The following is a 17884-nucleotide window of genomic DNA, read 5'->3' on the forward strand; positions in this document are numbered from 1 at the left end:
AGTAGAAGCCACACTTCAAAGAGGGGTGGCTTCAACCATTTCTGTATGTCTGATAGCGTATCATTCCCCTGCTTGCGAAGGAGGCAATGAGCTGCTGGAACAGCATGCAGAAGACGACGGGCATCGCAACTTTTGGCGGGAAATAGGCAGTCGCGATGACCACCCCTACCGAAATGTTCCTCATTCCCACATTATAGGTGAAGGTCGTAACGATGGACGGCTCCTCGAGCAGATAGTGTCCGGTAACCAGTGCAAAGGCATATGCAGATAAAGTAATGAACAGGACAAGGAGCAGTATGCCGATGATTTCCCAGGAAAAGTTCTGCAGGTATGGTGCGATGACACTTCCGTTGATCATGATGATGAGCAGCAGGCTGATTTTCGAAAAAGGCGCCAGCCGCCTTCCCAATGTGTCCTTCACCCTGCCTTGTGTCACTTCGTTCATCAGGATGCCGGCCAGGGTCGGCAATACGATCATCCACAGCAATCCCATGATCAGGGCCCCGGAATCGATGGTAACGGCTGTGCCTGCAACTGCTACAAGTATGAGCGGCAGTATCAGCGGGGCGAGCAGCGTATCGAGGAGGACGATGGAGAGCGCAAGCGGCAGATTGCCCCGGGTGATCGTCACCCATATGATTGAAGTCACACCGGTGGGCACTGCCACCGCCAGTGTGAAACCGATGGTCAGAAGCGCATCATCCAGCAGGACCGTCGCCAGCACATAGCCCCACACCGGCATCAGGATATGCAGGAACAGTATGCTCAGCAGTATCGTCCCCGGATATTTGACGACCATCCTGAAATCCTTGAAATCCATGCCAAGTGCCCCTGTGAAGGTCATGAAGGCAAAGAACCAGGGAATCAGGAAGAGGAAGTGCGTCCCCATTTCACCAAGCAGCACACCGATGATCAGACTGAGTGGTGTGAGGAGCGCAATCCATTTTTGAATGAAAGCATTGAAACGCGTCAGCACCGTATCCCCTTCTTTTCAATTTTATATATACTCTACCATAACGGCCATGCGCCGGTAAGGTATGCCAATAAAAAGCTCAGTATCAATCCACTTTAGTAGGTTGATACTGAGCTTTTTAATTTGTATACTCTTCGGTTAATCCAATACTGCCATGACGAACCCGTCATGTCCTCTGCTGCCTACCGTCTGAACTGCCGTTGCATCTACACGGGGATGCTCTGTAAGTATCTGCAGGAAACGCTGCATTTTAGGGCATTTCGCCTCTTCTTCTTCAAACGATTCCATGATCTTACGTTCCGTTACGATGACCGAGCCGCTCTTGGCCATGTTGATTGCCGCTTCAAGGTAGTCCGGATAATGCTGCTGATTTGCATTGATATAGATGAAATCAAAGCGTGGATATCCTCTCTCAAGCAATTTCGGCAATGTATTTTCCGCCGGCGCCTCGATGACTTCAACCTTGTCATCCAGTTCAGCAGCCATAATGTGCTCGAACGCTGTTTTTGCATATTCAGGGTTGGACTCGATGGTGGCCATCCTGCCATCTTCCGGCAGTGCCTTACCCAGCCATAATGTACTGTAGCCACTCAATGTGCCTATTTCCAACACCGTTTTTGCACCTTTGATTCTCGCCAATAACTGAAGAAACTTTCCTTGACCACTCGTCGCTTCGGTTCTTTCTTCTTCGTTTTCGAGAATTCCCGTAATTACCTCATCATCAGCATTCAGCTGGGAAGTAAAGTACGCGTCCACATCATTCCAAAGTTTGGACATGTTAAATAGTTCGCCTCCGTATTTTGTATACACTTATTTATAGTACATTTCAATATTTTCCGAATATTTAAGAAATATACTATAGTTTTGCATACTACACTAAAGGCGTATGAATTGCAAATGCTCATTTGTATTTTTTCACTATTTTTTTGACCCGGCTGTCGGATCCATATTTGCTGCTGACCATCCTGCGCGCTTCTATATGGGAACGCGCCTTTGCCTCCTTCGTATACAGCGCACCATCTTTTTCGAATGTCACAATGAAGCATTCCGTGCCACATCTCATATGCTCCGCTCCTTTTTCTGGAAATCTTCAAGACTTAATTCTTGTATAATCGCTTCATCCATAATAATATATTCAGATGCACTTATGCACCAAACATTCAAATCCAATACATACAGGAGATCTATATATGGAAAAAGACAGTGCCAGACAATATGAATATCTATCGGAAAACCCCGATATCAAAACCCTCCCGATCATGCTGTCGCTCATCATCGGGGCATTTTTTGCAATTTTGAATGAAACGCTCCTCAATATTGCGCTTACGACATTAATGGATCAATTCGACATCACCTTGCCGACCGTGCAGTGGATGGCTACAGGCTTCATGCTCGTCATGGGCATCGTCATTCCCGTCTCGGCCCTACTGATCCAATGGTTCACCACCCGTCAGCTTTTCCTGGGGACGATGATCATATTCACTCTCGGTACAGCCATTGCCGCCTCCGCCCCGACATTCGGCATCCTGCTGACCGGCCGCCTGATACAGGCAGTGGGCACCGGCATGCTGATGCCGATCATGTTCAATGTGTTCCTGCTCATGTACCCGCCCCATAAACGTGGCAGAATCATGGGAATCGTCGGCCTCGTCATCATGTTCGCTCCAGCCATCGGCCCGACACTTTCAGGCATCATAGTAGAATACCTCGGATGGCGTTTCCTCTTCATCACCGTCATTCCGTTCTCATTATTTTCCATAGTATTCGCCTATTTCTTCCTGGTCAATGTATCGGAAGTGACACGGCCGAAAATCGACATCCTGTCCATCTTGTTCTCCACCGTCGGTTTTGGAGCGACCATATATGGGTTCAGTTCGGTCGGTGAGAGCGAAGCCGGGTTCCTGAGTCCAGTGGTGCTCGTTTCCCTTCTGCTGGGAATCAGCGGCATCTTTCTGTTTGCCTACCGGCAGCTCCATCTGGATGAGCCCATCATGGATTTCAGGGTGTTCAAGTATCCGATGTACCGCCATGCCGTCATCATGTTCGTGATCATCATCATGGCCATGTTCGCCTCGGAGATCATACTGCCGATCTATATGCAGGGGCCCTTGGCACTGAGTGCCGCCACTGCAGGTATTCTTCTGCTTCCCGGCAGTCTGCTGAACGGTGCGCTCTCCCCTTTCATGGGTCAGCTGTTCGATAAGGTTGGCCCAAGGCCGATGATGATTCCTGCAACACTTGTGCTGAGCGGCACCATGTTCATGATGAGCCGCCTGGACACCGGCAGTTCGGTGTGGATGATCGTCATCGGCTTCCTGCTGCTCATGATCTCCGTTTCGGCAATCATGATGCCTGCCCAGACCAATGGGCTCAACCAGCTGCCTAAGCGGCTCTATCCGCACGGTACCGCCGTCATATCGACCTTGCAGCCAATGGCCGGAGCCATAGGCGTTTCGGTCTTCATCAGCATCCTCAATGCCAGACAGGCAAACTACCTCTCAGATGCAGAGACCCCGGACGATCCGGCAACGATCGACTTGGCCATGGTGGCTGGTGTGGAACTCGTCTATTTCACCGCCTTCATCTTTTCCATCGTTGCGGTAGTGATGGCACTGCGCGTGTATCGTGCGCGTCCCGATGACATTGCAGACACGAAAGTTGAATAGAAATAACGCCCCACCAATTTCGGTGGGGCGTTATTTTTCATTCATCCCAATATTTCCTTTACTCTGCCGACAGTGCCATCTTCGAGCTTCACTTTGATTCCGTGGGGGTGTGTCGCCGAGTTGGTCAGCAGTCTCGCCACCGTCCCTTCGGTCAGTTCCCCCGACCGCTGATGATGCTTCTGTACCACTTTCACTTTGACGCCTGGTTTGATATTTTCCCTTTTTGTTCCGTCCATGATATTCTCCTTAATGATTGATATGCTATTATTCCTTAATCGTCTGACCACCATCGATGATCAGCTCTTCCCCGGTGATGAACCTGGCTTCATCCGATGCCAAAAACAGCGCTGCATATGCTACATCTTCCGATTGGCCCAAATATTTGAGCGGCACAGCAGCAATCAGTGCATCCCGTATATCCGCATTCGAAGTCAGATACTCCGTAGATGGTGTCTCGATATAGCCTGGGTGTATGGAATTCACCCGTATATGGTCCCCACCGAAATCTCTTGCCGCACCCTTCGTCATGGTGCGGATTGCCCCTTTCGAGGCAGAGTAGGCAGTGAGTCCCCCAAGACCGCTGATGCCGGTCAGGGAGGAAATGTTCACAATGGAACCCTGGCCATTCCTTTTCATCTCGGGAATCACATGCTTCATGCCGAGGAAGTTCCCGAGTGCATTGACATTCATGACCTTATCCCATTCCTCAATCGTCAACTTGTTCAGTGTAAATTCTGTAATGCCTGTAATGCCCGCGTTATTGATGAGTATATCGACTTTGCCGAATGTGCCGACAGCCTCCTCCACGATATGCTGCCAGTCCGCTTCCTTAGACACATCCTGCCGCAGGCCGATTACCGCATCAGGATACTGTTCCCCGAGCCTTTCGAGCAGTTCACCGAGATGTTCATCGTTCATATCCGTCGCTACAACCTTCGCGCCCTCCCGGGCGAAAAGCTCCGCTTCCATCGCTCCCTGGCCGCTGCCTGCACCAGTGATCACCGCCACTTTGCCGTTAAGTCTTCCCATACTTATCCCTCCTGGTATACCGGGGCCTACATCCGTTCATGTAGGGCAGAACGCCATCACCACCCAGCATTTTCCTTTGTTTCTACATTCCCTTTCTCATCGGATGTAATCCTCGACTTCCCTGAGCTGCATATATTCTACAGCACATTCAAAAAATACAGTAAAAATGCATATAATATATTATAATGATACTTCAGGCAAAATTAAGGAGGCGACATCATGACTGGAAAAACACATATAATGGGCGGCATCACAGCAAGTCTTGCGGTTGCCCACGCAGCGAATGAAAATCCACTGATCATGGTAGGGGCCGGCATCGTCGGTGCACTTCTGCCCGATATTTGCCATAGTGGAAGCAGGATTGGAAGAAGATTCCCCATATTATCACGCATCATCAATCTTCTGTTCGGCCACCGCACATTTACCCACAGCCTCCTGTTTCTGGTAATCGTTTCGTTCCTCATCGACCGGTTCTTTCCAAACGATATACTGAAATATGGATTACTGACGGGTATGGTCAGCCATTACATACTGGATATGGCGACAAGAAGCGGCATCAAGCTCTTCTTTCCGCTCGACCTCACCGTCCGCTTCCCCCTCACCATCAGGACCGGAAGCAAGGTGGAGAACCTGATTTTCAGCATTCTTGCGCTTCTATCCTTCTACTTTGGATACGAAACGCTCGGTTGGTTCAGGTTCTGGTAGTCAAAAACATATGCGCGCCTCATCCCAGTGATGCGGTGCGCATCTTCATTTTGTGGAAGCCAAGCAACACTACTTCAGCCACCCCTTCTCCCTCGCCTTCGAGATGGCTTCGATCCGGTTGTCGACATACAGCTTATCCAGGATGATGGATATATAGTTTCTGACGGTCCCGTTCGACAGGTGCAGCTCCTTCGCAATGGCCTTCGTCGTTCTGCCCGCCTCCAGCAGCTGGATGATTTCCATCTCCCGCGGGGTAAGGGGATTCGCAGCTTCGAAAGCCACGTCAATCAGTTCTGGCGAATAGATGCGCCTCCCTCCGATGATGTGTCTGATCGACTGTGCGAGCGTTTCACTGGAGCTGTCCTTCAGCAGATAGCCGCTCACCTGCGCCTGCTTCGCCCGTTCGAAATACCCGGGGCGTGCGAAGGTCGTCAGCATAATGACTTTGCATGAGCCGCCCTTCAGGCGTTCTGCCGCCTCCAGCCCGGTCATCACCGGCATCTCGATATCCATGAGGCACACGTCCGGAGACTCCGCGGCAACAAGGTCCAGAGCTTCTGCTCCATTCTCCGCTTGTCCGACAACAGTCATATCTTCTTCAAGATCCAACAGCGCACCGAGCGCACCCCTCAGCAGGTTCTGGTCTTCAGCCAGTACAATGCGGATCATATTCATCCCTCCTCAATCTCTTTCAATACTTTCGGCACCGCGATATTGATTTCAAAACCACCGTTGTTGTTGACGATCTGCATCTCTCCATTCACGAAGGAGAGGCGTTCACGCATCCCGTGGATGCCATGGCCCGACTGGAAGATTTCCCTGCCCTCTCCATTATCCATGACCTTAAGGAGTATATCCTGATCCGTCTCGATCAGCTCGATCACGCACAGATGCGCCTGGCTGTGCTTCACCACATTGGTGACCGCTTCCTTCAGACACATGCTCAGCACATTTTCAACAAGCACGGGTATATTGTTGAAGCTTCCTTCGACAGTTATATCATACCGTATCTGGGCAGCATCCATCAGCTTTTTCACGTGCTCCACTTCACCCTCCAGATCGACACTCTTCATATCACTGATCATTTCCCGTACTTCCTTCAGTGCCTGTCTCGATGTCGACTGTATGTCTGCGAGCTCGCGCTTTGCAGCATTGGGATCCTTGTCTATCAGCTTCTTTGACAATTCACTCTTAAGACCGATCATCGACAGCTTCTGACCGAGCGTATCATGCAGATCACGGGCGATCCTGTGGCGTTCTTCCACTATCGCAAGTTCTGCAATCCTCATGTTAGCATCTTCAAGCTGCATTTCCAGTTCCTCCTGCTTCAGGCGGTTGTACTGGCTGATCGGAAGCAGGATGACGCCTAGGACGGTCATGATGAGGAAAGGCAGATGGCTGAGCAGCAGCGTATAATTGTAGAAGAAGCCGAAAGTGATTGCACCGACCGTCGTCACCAGATGAATGACGTACATAGAGATGAAACCGGCCCTATTCCTTATGTTGCCGACATAGAATGCTGTGAAAAGCGCAAAATAGACATAGCCGTAGAATATGGTCATCGCAATATTGATGCAGAATTCAATGCTCAGACCTATGTAGATCAGGGGGCCACGCGTATTGAACGTCAGCCAGTATATGGTGAAGAAGAGCACAGTCAAAGCAACACCCGAGAAGATCTCCCATGAATCATTGGAACGGAATATGAAATAGAACGGCAGGATGCAGAATATGATCCATATGTACAGACTGAGTCCTGTATTTTTAGGAAATATATGATACCAGTCGCGCATGGATGACCGCCTCCCTTCACCTTATTTGTTCCAGTGTAACAGTTTTATGGAACGATGGGCCCACCAAAAATGTATAAAAATAAATCCCCCTGACTGATCAGGGGGATATCATCTAGTCTGTACTTGGCTGATGCTTTTCATTCAATTGCGCCTTCATCTCACGGAAGGTCACGAATGTCTTCTTCTTCTCGTCATACAGACGGAAGCGGATGGATTCAAGGCTCGACTTCAGGGTGATGGTCGTCGCCTGATGGAGCGGCGGCGTACTCTCATGTGCTTTTTCCAGTGAATAGTTGGGCACTCTTGGCGCCAGATGGTGCACATGGTGATAGCCGATGCTGCCTGTCATCCATTCGAGCCAGCGGGGCAGCTTGTAGTAGGAGCTGCCGTCCACTGCCGCTTTTACGTAATCCCATTCGGATTCATTTTCAAAATAGGAGTCTTCGAACTGGTGCTGGACATAGAAGAGCCAGATGCCGAGCATGCCTGCAACGTAGATGATCGGAAGCTGTACGAGCAGCAGTACATGCCAGCCAAGCGTGAAACCGATCAGACAGTAGATTGCCACAAGTAGCCCATTGATCAGATAGGTGTTCATGCGTTCCTTCTTCTTGGCGCCTTTGCGGTTGAAACGGTTGTCCAGCAGGAACAGTGACAATGGTCCAAGGCCGAACATGATGAGCGGATTACGGTAGAGGCGATATTTCAGCCTCTCCCATTTTCCTGCTTCTTCGTATTCTTCGACCGTCATGACCCAGATGTCACCGATGCCCCGCTTGTCCAGGTTGCCGCTTGTTGCGTGGTGGATCGAGTGTTCCCGCTTCCATTTTTCATACGCAAAGTGGGTGATGACGCCGGTGATGGTGCCGAATATCGTGTTCCACTTCTTGCTCTTGAAGAATGACTGGTGGGCACAGTCGTGGAAGATGATGAACGTCCGGATCATGAAGCCGGCAGCTCCGATGCTGAACAGCAGACTGAGCCAGAATGAAATGCTCAGTGACTGGTACGCCAGGAACCATAACGCAAAAAATGGAAGAACCGTGTTGAAAAGCTGTATGATGCTTGTCTTCGTCTGTGACTTGGCGAACGGCATGACGTCTTTCCTCAGCTGTGCCTGTTTCTGTTTTGACATGTGGGCCAACCTCTTTCCTGTAATCTTATTGGTTTTATTTTAAGCTATGCCAACAAGCGGGTGTAGAGGCAGGTGTCAGCAATAATACATGACATTTGTCATATAAGGAGCATGGCCCGGAACCCCCTGGCACTGTAATAGGATTCCGCACCGTTATGATAGATGAACATCGCGCCATATCGGTGATCCCCAAACAGGGCGCCTCCCAGCTTCCTGATGTCGGCCGGTGTCCGGATCCAGCTTGATGTCTTCCGATCGACCACTTCAATGGTCTGGAGTTGCCGGTAATCCGCCTCGTCAAGGAGTTCCACCCCCATCTCCTCCGCCATGCCGACTGCACTGTTTTCAGGCTTGTTCTTCTTTCTTGCCTGGAGTGCCTCATCGTCATAACAGACCTTACGCCGCCCTTCCGGGCTTTCAGCTGAAAAATCATAGAATATTATTGCTCCATCCGCCTCAGCTGCCACATCCGGTTCCCCACCGGTCCGTTCCATTTCGCCCAGGGACCACAGCTTTTCGGGATGGCTGTCGAGACGTGCTTCAACATCTCTCCACTCCATATCCTCATGACGGTACATATGCGATTCAAAGCGCACTTTCAATACACTGAGCAAATGCCGGCTTTCCTCATTCGTCAACTTCCTTACATCTGTCATATCCATCCCTCCCATCAATATGCCCCTTCATCGGTTGCAGGGGACAAAAGACCTCCCTTCAGATGTTCCTTTCCTGAGGGAGGTCTTCCAATACTCATAAAATTATAGCAGGTTCAACTATAGCGCCTTGAATGCTTCGACACCCGCTTCGGCCACCTTCACATCATCCGGTACACTGCTGCCGCTGACACCGATGGCTCCCACAACCTTGCCATCCGCTTCAAGCGGGATGCCACCACCAAAGACGACGATGCGTCCCTGATTCGTCGTGTTCAGGCCGAATAGCTCTGCATTCGGCACCGTCGCCTCTTCCAGATTGGATGTCGGCATCTTCAGGGCCACTGATGTCCATGCCTTGTTCTGCGCAATATCGATGCTTGCGAGCCACGCATCATCCATGCGGTGTACCGCAACCAGATTGCCTCCTTCGTCGATGACGGAGATCACCATCTGTACACCGATCTCTGACGCCTTCTGCTCTGCGCCCTCAATTATCTTCTTTGCATTTTCCAGATTGATCCTACTCATTACGCTTCCCCTTTCAAACTTTCGATTTTGAATCGAGTGTGGTGTTACGCATATGGCAGTTGTTTCTGTAATATCAACATATCCATCATATACAAATCGGAAAATTCAGTCAAATAAAGCAGTGCTTCATCTTTTTGGCTGTTCTTAATCATGTGCTTCATGCATCCTTTCATTAAGATGGCACATCAATGCTTCATCATGCGGGTGGGATTCGCCCTCCACCTGTATGGTCACGTGGCCGATACCCTCATCCCCAAGCCTCCGTTCCAGTTCATGCAGCAGCTCACCACTCTCCTTGATCGTCATGGTGTCATCGACCGTCACGTGGCATGACATGGCGTTCTGTCCACTCGTGATGCTCCACATATGGAGGTCGTGTATATCGATGATCCGAGTGTCCGCCTGCATGACACTTACGATGTGCTCTACATCTACACCAACCGGCGTCCCCTCCATCAGGACATGGATGGCATCCTTCGTCACCCGCCAGCCGCTGATGATGATCAGGACAGCAACGATGACGCTCGCCAATGGGTCGGCCAGCCCCCAGCCGAAGAATATGATCAGGAGGGCAGCGGCGATTGCCCCGATCGAGCCCAGCAAGTCTCCCATCACATGGAGGAAGGCGGCCCTGATGTTCAGGTTTCCCTCTGTATCACCCCCGCGCATCAATATCCATGCGACGATGATGTTCACCACAAGTCCCATTGTAGCAATCACCAGCATGCCCCCCGACGCGACTTCAGGCGGATCCATGAAGCGTTGGAACGCCTCGTAGAAGATGTAGGCGGAAATGAGTATGAGCGTCACACCGTTGAAGATCGCCGCCAGTATTTCAAACCGCTTGTATCCATAAGTCTTGCTGTAGTTGGCTGTCTTCCGCCCCAGACTGAAGGCGAGGACCGCCACACCCAGTGAAATCGAGTCACTCAGCATATGCCCCGCGTCGGACAGGAGTGCGAGACTGTTCGTCAGCCAGCCGCCGACCGCTTCAACGAGCATATAACCGGTGATGATGAAGAAGCTGATCAGAAGAACCCTCCTGTTCGCTCCGTGCGAATGATCATGCGGCATATCGATCCCCCCTGTAGCATCTTTTCACATTCAATTATATCAGCATGAATGTCTTTGCACAGTGAATATGCAACCCTTGGTGCACGTAGTAGGCCTCCATGTTCCTGCAGCATGACCCAGTCAAAGTATTTTTGCATCCAATCATGAGGATTTGTGGTTAAATGGAAGCATGACCAATCCTAAAATGAAGGAAGTGGCAATATGGACATTGAAGAGTATATCAGGCAGATCGACGACAGATGGCAGGATGCTTTTATAGGAGTTTGGAGGACGATCGGAGAAAACCTCCCTGAAGGATTCCAGACGGAGATGCAGCACGGCATGCCGACTTATGCTGTACCGAAAGAGACGTATCCGGAAGGCTACCACGTGGATGGTGGAGCCCTTCCCTTTATAAGCGTCGCCGCCCAAAAAAGGCACCTCGCCATCTATCATATGGGGATATACAGTGACGATGAACTGTACGAATGGTTTACAGACGCCTACCCGGAGCATATGGCAACCAAGCTCAACATGGGCAAAAGCTGTATCCGCTTCTCCAACCCACAAAATATTCCCTATGCACTGCTTGGGGAACTTGCCGGGAAGATGACAGCGGATGAGTGGATTGAACTGTATGAATCAAGGAAGTCTTAGTATGCAGGAATATGAATTGAAAGGGGACCTCTTATGCATAGGGCAGTATTTCTGGATCGGGACGGCGTCATCAATGAAGTGCTCAATCACCGGGTGAAGTTCGTGAACCGTCCCGAAGATCTCCACCTCCTTGAAGGTGTCGAGCAGGCCATCAGGCAGTTCAATGAGGATGGATGGAAAGTGTTCATCGTCACCAACCAGGGCGGTGTCGGCCTTGGCTATATGACTGAGGATGCGCTCGGGGAAATACATGACAGGCTCTTGAATCTTCTCGGGGCCTCGGGTGCCAGGGTGGATGATATCGCCTACTGTCCGCACATGCCCCATGAAGGATGTGGATGCAGGAAGCCGGAAGCGGGGATGATCCTGAATCTCGCAGAAACACATGATATCTCCCTTGGAGAGAGTTACATGGTGGGCGACAGGGAACCGGATATAAGTGCCGGCCGGAATGCAGGCACGCATACCGTCTTCATCGGCAACAGGAAAAATAAGAAAGTCGGCGCAGATCATCATTTCGCGGATCTCCTTTCATTCTCCAACTGGCTGGTGAACAGGGGATGGACGTGACAACTCATGTTTATGTTCATCTGCAGGGGGAAATTTAACTTAAAAAGGGTTCTAAGGAGGATACCATGGATTATATCTATCTCGGAAATTCCGGTTTGAAAGTGCCCAAGTACATTCTCGGGACGATTCCTTTCAGTGGGACCAATGGATTTGAACCGGCCGGAAACATTGATGCGGAAACCGCAAGACGCCATGTGGATATCTGCCTCGATGCAGGCATCAACATGTTTGATACAGCCAACCTCTATTCAGAAGGAGATGCGGAAAAGGTGCTCGGAGAAGCCATCAAAGGCAGGAGGGAGAAGGTACTCCTGACATCCAAGACAGGATTCGACCTAGGGGAGGACCCAAATGCGGGCGGTGCTTCGCGCATCAATATTGAAACGTCGATCGACCGGACCCTGGAACGGCTCGGCACCGATTACCTGGACATCTACTTCGTCCATCTCTGGGACGGGCGCACTCCAATTGAAGAGACGATTGAAACGATGAACGATCTCATCAAATCCGGCAAGATCCGGTACTGGGGCGTATCGAACTACAGCGGCTGGGCCTTGGCCAGAACTTATACCATTGCAGAACAGAAGGGGCTCATCCCGCCCATCACCCAGCAGATTTACTATACACCTGAAGCGCGGGAAGCGGAATACGAGCTGCTGCCGGCCGGCAGTGAACTCGGCATCGGTTCAATGATATGGAGTCCCCTCGGCGAAGGCCTTCTGAACGGAAAGATCGACCGCAATAATGAGGCCCCTTCAGGTACCCGTCAAGGTGGCGGATGGCCAGAGCCCTGGGTGAAGGATGAGGAGCGTCTGTATGATGTCATCGATGCACTCAAGGAAGTCGCAGAAGAGCGCAACGCTACAGTGCCGCAGATCGCCCTTGCATGGGTCAAGGACCGCCCGAATGTGGGTCCTGTGGTCATTGCGGCAAGAAATGAAGAGCAGCTTCATGAAAACATTGCTTCCTACAACATCCGCCTGACCCAGAAAGAGCATGACAGGATTGAAGCAGCAGCCCGGCCTGAGCCATATTATCCACTGTGGCACCGGGCGATGAACAGCATGGACAAGGGCTCCCCATCAGAAATCTCCTATTTGGAGGGCTATAGGAAATCGATGGGACTCGAATAGAAGAGGACACTCAAACAGAACACTCCGGAGGCCGTCTGGCCTCCGGAGTGTTTCATGTATGTAGATGTTACTCCTGGCTGTTTCCATCAGATCCGTCCTGGCTCTGCTGGTTCATCGTATCATTTATCGTCTGCTGCTGATCAAACTCATTGGAATCATTGTTCATTCCACATGCTGCCATCAATGTACTGAGCATAGCTGCTGCGATCAAAAGTCTAAAACGTTTCATTTGGACTCCTCTCCCTTTCTGCTATTTGCTCCTTTCCCTGAAGTTCATACATTCAAACAGGGCAGAAGATGACCCTCTGCCCTGATTCAACCAATATTCAAGGTTTTACCCACAGCATATAAAGGCAGCCGGCCAGATGCCTCTCCTCCTTCACGATCTTCAAATCGGAATGCCTTACAATGTCTGAGATATTCCTGTTCTGATGGCATCCGAGCACCTTCATCGAAACCGGGTCCACTATATTCAGTGCCCCTGCGAGCAGACGGTTTGTACTCTCGCCATGTTCCATCATCAATATCGTTCCTTCGGGCCTGCACCATTTTGCAAAATTCCCAAGTACATCATCCGGGTGCTCATAGGCACAGAATGACAGCGTGGAGACGATAGTGTCAAAACTGTTTTCATCAAAATCCAGCTCTGCTATATCCGCCTCGTACAGTGTCGCTTCAAAGGGATAGGCTGAAGCTGCCTCCTGGGCCGCATTAATCATTTTGGGACTGAAGTCGACACCTGTCAGCTCAATATCAGCTTCGTAGTACGGAAAATTCCCTCCGGCACCAATACCCACCTCCAAAACCTTACCTTCAGCTTCCGGAATGATGCGCTCCCGGTATTTATCGGTAGGATCGTTGCCCCTCCGCTTGTCATACGTTTTTGACTGCCGATCGAACTTTTTGACCATTGTCTGGTTTTTCATGACTCCCCTCCTCATCAATTGGGATTTTTTGAAGGACTCAATTATGTATAGCCTCTTTAAGTGTATTATAACACCATTGTGGAGCTAAGTGGATTATCTTGGACTGCGGCATTGAAAGATGGGCTTTATGTATTGAAAAGATGCAGAACCGGAGGGCTCTGCATCTATTGATCATTCTTCTATTTTTTGTTTTCCTTATACTGCATATAGACCACCTGGGTTACAAGGAAATCCTCTACTCCGTATTTGCCGTCTGTGCCGCCAAGGCCAGATTGGCGCATTCCTGCATGGTATCCCTGAACAGCCTCGAAGTTTTCACGGTTGACGTAAGTTTCACCGAACTTCATCTCATTGATGACACGCATCGCTTCGTTCAGGTCCTCCGTGTAAACTGATGATGAAAGTCCATATACGGTATCATTGGCTTTTTCAATGGCCTCATCCAATGTGCTGAACGTTGATATCGGCAACACCGGCCCGAATATTTCATCCGTCATGATGTCGGACTCATGTGTAACATCTGTGAGGATCGTCGGTTTATAGAAGAATCCTGCGTCGACATCTGCGGCTTCTCCACCCGTAACCACTTTTGCACCAGATGAAACTGCATTCTGCACCATCTCATCCACTGTTTCCAGACGGTCCTGATTGACGAGGGGGCCGAGATCCGCCTCCTTGTCTTTGCGTGGATCTCCGAATGTCTGCGCTTCAAACTTCTCCTTGAGCTTACGGGTCAGTTCCTCAGCAACACTCTCATGGACATAGACACGCTCCGCATTTGTGCAGGCTTGCCCATTATTGGCAAGCCTTGAAGTCGTGATCTCTTCTGCCGCAAGATCGAGGTCTGCATTTTCAGTCACTATGGCGGGCGCCTTGCCACCGAGCTCGAGATTCACTTTTGTAATGTTCTGCGCCGCTGCCTCCATCACTTTTGTACCGGCGGTGATGCTGCCTGTCATCGTCACCATGTGCACGTCCTTGTGTGAAGCCAGGGCATTGCCGATTTCAGAGCCTGCACCTGTTACGACATTATATATGCCTGCAGGAACCTCTGACATCTCATCTACGATTCTGGTGAATTCCATCGTCGTGTTCGGTGTATGCTGACTCGGCTTTATTACAACGGTACAGCCGGTCATCAGTGCAGTGGCCACTTTCCGTGCCAGGATGAAGACCGGGAAGTTCCACGGGATGATCCCGGCCACTACGCCGATCGGCTTCTTGTAGACAAGGATGTTCTCATTGGACCTGTCACTTGGAACGATATCGCCTTCGATTCTTCTCGCCCATTCGGACATGTATTCGAAATAGTCTATCGCCAGATCCACTTCACCGCTTGCCAACTCGTAATCCTTCCCCTGCTCTTCCTGGAGCAGATCTATGAAAGTCTCTCTTCTTTCGGCGATCTTCTCACCCATCTTGCGTACAATCCTGCCCCGCTCGATGTTCGGCACCTGCTCCCATGCAGGCTGGGCCTGGGAAGCAGCTTCCACTGCCCTGTCCACATCTTCTGATGTGCCTTTAGGTGTCCTGGATATCACTTCCTCGGTCGCCGGGTTGATGATGTCGATCCATTCGTCTCCGGTCGAGGATGTATATTCGCCATTTATATATATTTGATGGTCCTTCACAGTATCTCCTCCTAGAGTATTGTTGGAACACTCTTCCCGTATGCTGCAAATATGAAACAACACCAGAGAATATAAAAGGCTGCCATCCCTTTCGGGACGGCAGCCTCCATTTATATACAAGTGCGAAACTAGCCTTTCACAACTGCAATCTCTTCGTCTTCCAACTGTACTCTCACATTATCTATAGTCTCTTCCTCCAGGATGAGGTCGGTCAGCTGATCTTCTATCTTATCCTGGATAACCCTGCGGAGCGGCCTTGCACCGAACCGTTTGTCATAACCGAGCCGTGCAAGTTCACGCTTGGCTTCATCAGTGATTGTGATGCTGATGTCGTTCTCCTCGACAGTCTCCTGAAGTTCTGCAAGCATCAGGTCGACGATTTCAATCAGGTTGTCTTCAGTCAATGCATTGAAGTTGATGATTGAATCGAAGCGGTTCAGGAATTCAGGCTTGAAGTAGTCGCTCAAGTTGTCCAGCGTCGATACGGATTCATGCTTGTCCGGATTGAAGCCGACGCTTGCTGTATTCACGCCAGTTCCTGCGTTGCTCGTCATGATGATGACGGTATCCTTGAAGCTGACCGTACGGCCATGGGAATCTGTCAGATGACCATCTTCCATGATCTGCAGGAACATGTTCTGTACATCCGGATGGGCTTTTTCTATCTCATCCAGCAGAATGATGCTGTAAGGGTTGCGGCGGACCTTCTCAGTCAGCTGCCCCGCTTCTTCGTGTCCGACATATCCCGGTGGTGAACCGATGATCTTGGACACTGTATGCTTCTCCATGTACTCACTCATGTCGAGCCTGATCATAGATTCACGGGAGCCGAAAAGCTCTTCAGCCAGTGCCTTTGTCAATTCCGTCTTACCGACACCCGTCGGTCCGACAAATAGGAATGACCCGATTGGACGATGCTTGGACTTCAGCCCGGCACGGCTGCGGCGCACAGCTTTGGCCACCTTGCCGACCGCCTCCTCCTGTCCGATGACCTTCTTGGCAAGTTCACCTTCAAGATCCCGCATCTTCTTCTGTTCATCGGCCTGAAGTTTCGTTACAGGAATGCCCGTCTTCTCTTCGACGATCAATTGGATGTCTGAAACTTCGACATCGAGCACCTGTTCCTTATCCTTGGCCTTCTCAAGCTGCTTTTCAAGCTGTATTTCCTGATACTTGAGGTTTGCAGCTCTTTCATACTCTTCACGCTCAGCTGCCTCCTCTTTTTCCCGGGCGATTTCATTCAGACGCTGCTGGATGGAGTTCGAATCGCTTTCCGCATTAGAGAGGTTGAGGCGTGAGCCGACTTCATCCATAAGGTCGATTGCCTTATCCGGCAGGAAACGATCCTGGATATAGCGGTCACTTAGTGTAACGAATGCATGGATGGCATCGTCGGAGTAGCGTACTTCGTGGAATTTTTCGTAACGGTCCTTAATCCCCTGGAGAATCTGCTCCGCTTCGTCCAGTGTCGGCTCTTTTACGAGGATCGGCTGCAGACGGCGTTCAAGGGCCGCATCCTTTTCAATCTGGCGATACTCCTTAAGTGTCGTCGCACCGATGATCTGCACTTCACCACGTGCCAATGCCGGCTTCAAAATGTTGCCTGCATCCATCTGTGAACTTTCCGCTGTCCCTGCACCGACGATCTGGTGGATCTCATCGATGAACAGGATGACATCCTTGCGTTCCTGAAGCTCAGCAATCAGCTGCTTCATGCGCTCTTCAAATTGACCGCGGATGCCTGTATTCGCTACGAGTGATGCCACGTCAAGAACGTAGATCTCTTTATTGGTCAGTTTGGCAGGAACTGCCCCTTCGGTGATCTTGAGTGCCAGACCTTCAGCAATAGCGGTCTTACCGACACCCGGCTCACCGATCAGTACCGGATTGTTCTTATTCCTTCTGTTCAGCGTTTCGATGACACGCTTGATTTCCGTATCACGTCCGATGATCGGGTCTATGTTGCCTGCCCGCGCTTCATCGGAAACGTTCTTGCCAAGCTGATCCAGCAGACCATCGCCTCCGGCAGCCTGTTTCTGTCTTGTTCTTGTTCCGGCCTGGCCGTTGCCATTCCCTTGAAACTGCTTATCATTGGACCCTGAATTTTCGAAAGGAGACCCCGAAAAGAAATCACCGCCGCCCATCATCTGGCCTCTGATTTCACGGAAACATTCATTGCATAAGTGGACTTGTGTCTTCTGGTTATTGATGTTCATTGCCAAATTGACATTCGCATCATTGATACCACAATTTTGACATTTCATGAATAGATTCCTCCTTCATTTTAATATATATACGTCTCATTTATATTTGACTTTATTTGACTATAAAAGCATTATAAAACCTATGGAACATTGATTCAACAATACTGCTCATTGATATATCTAAAGTCAAAGCCATAAAATAATAAATTACTGACTAACTTTGAC

Annotated in this window: 20 protein-coding genes; 5 read left to right on the forward strand and 15 right to left on the reverse strand. The window is 50.3% G+C overall.

The window, feature by feature from the left end:
- Nucleotides 1-31 precede the first annotated feature (31 nt).
- The 3 genes from EDC33_RS06925 to EDC33_RS12870 all read right to left on the reverse strand — a co-directional run bounded on the left by EDC33_RS06925 (nt 32) and on the right by EDC33_RS12870 (nt 2009).
- A complete protein-coding gene (locus tag EDC33_RS06925; protein WP_124010607.1) occupies nt 32-976 on the reverse strand; it encodes a bile acid:sodium symporter family protein in 945 nt (314 codons plus the stop codon).
- Nucleotides 977-1111: 135 nt separating this feature from the next.
- Nucleotides 1112-1750, reverse strand: a complete 639-nt coding sequence (locus EDC33_RS06930) for an O-methyltransferase (RefSeq protein WP_031547167.1) — start codon at nt 1748-1750, stop codon at nt 1112-1114.
- A gap of 124 nt (nt 1751-1874) precedes the next feature.
- Nucleotides 1875-2009, reverse strand: coding sequence for a hypothetical protein (locus tag EDC33_RS12870; protein WP_282957577.1), 135 nt, complete (start codon nt 2007-2009; stop codon nt 1875-1877).
- 154 nt (nt 2010-2163) lie between these two features.
- Here EDC33_RS12870 and EDC33_RS06935 point away from each other — a divergent pair, with 154 nt between their 5' ends.
- Entirely contained in the window at nt 2164-3639 is a 1476-nt protein-coding gene (locus EDC33_RS06935) for an MDR family MFS transporter (protein WP_124010608.1), read from the forward strand.
- 41 nt (nt 3640-3680) lie between these two features.
- Here EDC33_RS06935 and EDC33_RS06940 read toward each other — a convergent pair whose 3' ends face one another.
- A complete protein-coding gene (locus EDC33_RS06940) occupies nt 3681-3875 on the reverse strand; it encodes a YwbE family protein (RefSeq protein ID WP_094906780.1) in 195 nt (64 codons plus the stop codon).
- Nucleotides 3876-3903: 28 nt separating this feature from the next.
- Entirely contained in the window at nt 3904-4668 is a 765-nt protein-coding gene (locus EDC33_RS06945; protein ID WP_124010609.1) for an SDR family NAD(P)-dependent oxidoreductase, read from the reverse strand.
- Between the two features lie 219 nt (nt 4669-4887).
- Between EDC33_RS06945 and EDC33_RS06950 the strand changes: the two genes are divergently transcribed.
- On the forward strand, nt 4888-5373 hold the full coding sequence (locus EDC33_RS06950) for a metal-dependent hydrolase (RefSeq protein ID WP_094906782.1): 486 nt from the start codon (nt 4888-4890) through the stop codon (nt 5371-5373).
- A gap of 69 nt (nt 5374-5442) precedes the next feature.
- Here the strand turns inward: EDC33_RS06950 and EDC33_RS06955 are convergent, their stop codons facing one another.
- From EDC33_RS06955 to EDC33_RS06980, 6 genes are all read right to left on the reverse strand, one after another.
- The gene (locus tag EDC33_RS06955; protein WP_040105201.1) at nt 5443-6042 is read right to left on the reverse strand and encodes a response regulator transcription factor; all 600 of its coding nucleotides are present in this window, start codon (nt 6040-6042) and stop codon (nt 5443-5445) included.
- A 2-nt stretch (nt 6043-6044) separates the two neighbouring features.
- Nucleotides 6045-7166, reverse strand: a complete 1122-nt coding sequence (locus EDC33_RS06960) for a sensor histidine kinase (RefSeq protein ID WP_124010610.1) — start codon at nt 7164-7166, stop codon at nt 6045-6047.
- Between the two features lie 112 nt (nt 7167-7278).
- The gene (desA, locus tag EDC33_RS06965; protein ID WP_124010611.1) at nt 7279-8301 is read right to left on the reverse strand and encodes a Delta(5) desaturase DesA; all 1023 of its coding nucleotides are present in this window, start codon (nt 8299-8301) and stop codon (nt 7279-7281) included.
- Nucleotides 8302-8399: 98 nt separating this feature from the next.
- Nucleotides 8400-8963: a DUF4256 domain-containing protein gene (locus EDC33_RS06970; RefSeq protein WP_124010666.1), complete on the reverse strand. Its 564-nt coding sequence runs from the start codon at nt 8961-8963 to the stop codon at nt 8400-8402.
- Nucleotides 8964-9074: 111 nt separating this feature from the next.
- Nucleotides 9075-9485, reverse strand: coding sequence for a GlcG/HbpS family heme-binding protein (locus EDC33_RS06975; protein ID WP_124010612.1), 411 nt, complete (start codon nt 9483-9485; stop codon nt 9075-9077).
- 144 nt (nt 9486-9629) lie between these two features.
- Nucleotides 9630-10565, reverse strand: a complete 936-nt coding sequence (locus tag EDC33_RS06980; RefSeq protein WP_124010613.1) for a cation diffusion facilitator family transporter — start codon at nt 10563-10565, stop codon at nt 9630-9632.
- Between the two features lie 195 nt (nt 10566-10760).
- Between EDC33_RS06980 and EDC33_RS06985 the strand changes: the two genes are divergently transcribed.
- The 3 genes from EDC33_RS06985 to EDC33_RS06995 all read left to right on the forward strand — a co-directional run bounded on the left by EDC33_RS06985 (nt 10761) and on the right by EDC33_RS06995 (nt 12898).
- Nucleotides 10761-11195 carry a DUF1801 domain-containing protein gene (locus tag EDC33_RS06985; protein ID WP_094906787.1) on the forward strand — a complete coding sequence of 145 codons (435 nt, stop codon included), beginning with the start codon at nt 10761-10763 and terminating at the stop codon, nt 11193-11195.
- 33 nt (nt 11196-11228) lie between these two features.
- On the forward strand, nt 11229-11765 hold the full coding sequence (locus EDC33_RS06990; RefSeq protein ID WP_124010614.1) for a D-glycero-alpha-D-manno-heptose-1,7-bisphosphate 7-phosphatase: 537 nt from the start codon (nt 11229-11231) through the stop codon (nt 11763-11765).
- 65 nt (nt 11766-11830) lie between these two features.
- A complete protein-coding gene (locus EDC33_RS06995; RefSeq protein ID WP_094906789.1) occupies nt 11831-12898 on the forward strand; it encodes an aldo/keto reductase in 1068 nt (355 codons plus the stop codon).
- Nucleotides 12899-12965: 67 nt separating this feature from the next.
- Here EDC33_RS06995 and EDC33_RS12645 read toward each other — a convergent pair whose 3' ends face one another.
- From EDC33_RS12645 to EDC33_RS07010, 4 genes are all read right to left on the reverse strand, one after another.
- A complete protein-coding gene (locus EDC33_RS12645; RefSeq protein WP_170156371.1) occupies nt 12966-13127 on the reverse strand; it encodes a hypothetical protein in 162 nt (53 codons plus the stop codon).
- A 97-nt stretch (nt 13128-13224) separates the two neighbouring features.
- Nucleotides 13225-13824: a class I SAM-dependent methyltransferase gene (locus EDC33_RS07000; RefSeq protein ID WP_170156372.1), complete on the reverse strand. Its 600-nt coding sequence runs from the start codon at nt 13822-13824 to the stop codon at nt 13225-13227.
- Between the two features lie 179 nt (nt 13825-14003).
- Nucleotides 14004-15455, reverse strand: a complete 1452-nt coding sequence (gene aldA / locus EDC33_RS07005; RefSeq protein ID WP_124010616.1) for an aldehyde dehydrogenase — start codon at nt 15453-15455, stop codon at nt 14004-14006.
- Between the two features lie 128 nt (nt 15456-15583).
- Nucleotides 15584-17719 (reverse strand): ATP-dependent Clp protease ATP-binding subunit, encoded by a 2136-nt coding sequence (locus EDC33_RS07010; RefSeq protein WP_094906792.1) that lies wholly within the window; start codon nt 17717-17719, stop codon nt 15584-15586.
- Between the last annotated feature and the right edge of the window lie 165 nt (nt 17720-17884).

Source organism: Salinicoccus roseus (assembly GCF_003814515.1).
GTDB classification, from domain to species: domain Bacteria; phylum Bacillota; class Bacilli; order Staphylococcales; family Salinicoccaceae; genus Salinicoccus; species Salinicoccus roseus.

What these genes read in the sequence shown, in the direction of transcription:
- EDC33_RS06930 (WP_031547167.1), bottom strand. Translation starts at nt 1,750, where the DNA reads ATGTCCAAACTTTGGAATGATGTGGACGCGTACTTTACTTCCCAGCTG.
- EDC33_RS07000 (WP_170156372.1), bottom strand. Translation starts at nt 13,824, where the DNA reads ATGAAAAACCAGACAATGGTCAAAAAGTTCGATCGGCAGTCAAAAACG.
- desA (WP_124010611.1), bottom strand. Translation starts at nt 8,301, where the DNA reads ATGTCAAAACAGAAACAGGCACAGCTGAGGAAAGACGTCATGCCGTTC.
- EDC33_RS06935 (WP_124010608.1), top strand. Translation starts at nt 2,164, where the DNA reads ATGGAAAAAGACAGTGCCAGACAATATGAATATCTATCGGAAAACCCC.
- EDC33_RS07010 (WP_094906792.1), bottom strand. Translation starts at nt 17,719, where the DNA reads ATGAAATGTCAAAATTGTGGTATCAATGATGCGAATGTCAATTTGGCA.
- EDC33_RS06985 (WP_094906787.1), top strand. Translation starts at nt 10,761, where the DNA reads ATGGACATTGAAGAGTATATCAGGCAGATCGACGACAGATGGCAGGAT.
- EDC33_RS06960 (WP_124010610.1), bottom strand. Translation starts at nt 7,166, where the DNA reads ATGCGCGACTGGTATCATATATTTCCTAAAAATACAGGACTCAGTCTG.
- EDC33_RS06995 (WP_094906789.1), top strand. Translation starts at nt 11,831, where the DNA reads ATGGATTATATCTATCTCGGAAATTCCGGTTTGAAAGTGCCCAAGTAC.
- EDC33_RS06990 (WP_124010614.1), top strand. Translation starts at nt 11,229, where the DNA reads ATGCATAGGGCAGTATTTCTGGATCGGGACGGCGTCATCAATGAAGTG.
- EDC33_RS06970 (WP_124010666.1), bottom strand. Translation starts at nt 8,963, where the DNA reads ATGGATATGACAGATGTAAGGAAGTTGACGAATGAGGAAAGCCGGCAT.
- EDC33_RS06950 (WP_094906782.1), top strand. Translation starts at nt 4,888, where the DNA reads ATGACTGGAAAAACACATATAATGGGCGGCATCACAGCAAGTCTTGCG.
- EDC33_RS06955 (WP_040105201.1), bottom strand. Translation starts at nt 6,042, where the DNA reads ATGATCCGCATTGTACTGGCTGAAGACCAGAACCTGCTGAGGGGTGCG.
- EDC33_RS06940 (WP_094906780.1), bottom strand. Translation starts at nt 3,875, where the DNA reads ATGGACGGAACAAAAAGGGAAAATATCAAACCAGGCGTCAAAGTGAAA.
- EDC33_RS06975 (WP_124010612.1), bottom strand. Translation starts at nt 9,485, where the DNA reads ATGAGTAGGATCAATCTGGAAAATGCAAAGAAGATAATTGAGGGCGCA.
- EDC33_RS12645 (WP_170156371.1), bottom strand. Translation starts at nt 13,127, where the DNA reads ATGAAACGTTTTAGACTTTTGATCGCAGCAGCTATGCTCAGTACATTG.
- EDC33_RS06945 (WP_124010609.1), bottom strand. Translation starts at nt 4,668, where the DNA reads ATGGGAAGACTTAACGGCAAAGTGGCGGTGATCACTGGTGCAGGCAGC.